This window comes from Protofrankia sp. Cas8 (assembly GCF_963555845.1).
Lineage (GTDB): Bacteria > Actinomycetota > Actinomycetes > Frankiales > Frankiaceae > Protofrankia.
Map to the genome: position 1 here is coordinate 1 of NZ_CAUVXI010000237.1, position 1,486 is coordinate 1,486.

Genomic DNA, 1,486 nt, shown 5'->3' on the forward strand with positions numbered 1-1,486 from the left:
AAGCTAACGGCTGAGGCCCTCGACGACCGTCGCGAGGTCCGCGTGGATGGCCTCCTTGACCGCGGCGGGAGCAAACGAGTGGTCGACGCCAGCCGCAGCCAGATCGGCAACCTGACGTCGGGTCAGGCCCAGGCTACGCAGCGCGTGCAGGTACTCGTCCCGCAGCGTGGTCCCGAACATCGGCGGATCGTCACTGTTGAGGCTGACCGGCAGGCCCATTTCGATCATCCTGGGCAGCGGATGCGCCGAATAGTCGGTGACGACCCCGGTGCGCAGGTTCGAGGTGGGACACACCTCCAGCGGAATGTGATGTGCCCGCAGGTGATCGACGAGGGCCGGGTCGTCACAGGCGGTGATGCCGTGACCGATGCGTTCGGCGTGCAGGTACTCCAGGCAGTCCCAGATCGTGCGCGGCCCGGTCGTCTCGCCGGCATGCGGGATGCGGTGCAGCCCGGCGTCACGCGCGGCGGTGAACACCTCGGCGAACTGCGGCCGGGGCACGCCGACCTCGGGTCCGCCCAACCCGAGCGCGATCACGGACTCACGGTGGTTCAGCGCGAACTCGATCGTGCCCTCGGATGCGGGACGCAGATCCATGTCGGGCAGGCCCGGAATGTCGGTGATCCACCGGATCTGGATACCGGTTGCCTCCTCGGCTTCGCGGCGGCCCTGCTCGACGCCTGCGAAGACCTCGTCGGCGTCGACACCGCGCTGGATGTGCAGGAACGGCGTGAAGGTGATCTCGGCATATCGGACGCCCTGGGCTGCGAGCCCCAGTGCGGTCTCGCGGGCCAGGAGCGCGAAGTCGCCGGCATCGCGCAACACCCGGACAGCGGCCAGGTAGACCTCGATGAAGTGGTCGAAGTCGCGGAACTCGTAGAACGTCGCCACCCCGTCGAGGTCGGTGGGCAGATCGTCGACGCCGTGGCGGCGGGCGAGGGTGAGCAGGGTCTGCGGGCGCATCGACCCTTCAAGGTGGACATGTAGTTCCACCTTGGGCAGCGCGTCGACGAACTCCTCGTCGGTGAGCTGGTCGCTGGTGCCCTCTCGCGCATCGCCCTGTCGCGCATAGCCCTCTCGCATGTCCCGAGACGATTGCCGACCGTCCCCATCCCCGTCAAGCAAGATCGCAGCAACAGTTGTGGATCAGCGCGGGTATCGGCTCGCCACAAGCTGATTGCTGACCTGATGTTCGATCACCATCGGTGAAACGTCGAAGTGTCGGGCAACCTCGTCAACGTCCTCAGGCTCAACCGCATCCACGGCATTCTCAAGATGCTCCGCGATGCCAGCCGCCGGCGCGAGAAGCTCGGCGGCGAACGCTCGTTCGATCTTCTGGCGGTCCGTGTACGCAGCGGTGACAAGGAACAGGGGATCATCGGAGTAGATCGCGTGCCACAGTGCGCGGGCAGCCGTGAACCGGCGGGTCGGCTGCGGCTGCCTGCGAGCAAGAACAACGCCGATGCCCTCCCCCCGAGCCCCCCCC

Annotated in this window: 2 protein-coding genes; both read right to left on the minus strand. The window is 67.2% G+C overall.

What is annotated here, in order from left to right:
* Positions 1-3 precede the first annotated feature (3 nt).
* Positions 4-1,083, minus strand: coding sequence for an adenosine deaminase (add, locus tag U9977_RS23675; RefSeq protein WP_322751489.1), 1,080 nt, complete (start codon positions 1,081-1,083; stop codon positions 4-6).
* Positions 1,084-1,146: 63 nt separating this feature from the next.
* Positions 1,147-1,486: ImmA/IrrE family metallo-endopeptidase (locus U9977_RS23680; protein WP_322751490.1), on the minus strand; the 340-nt coding region annotated here is incomplete at its 5' end.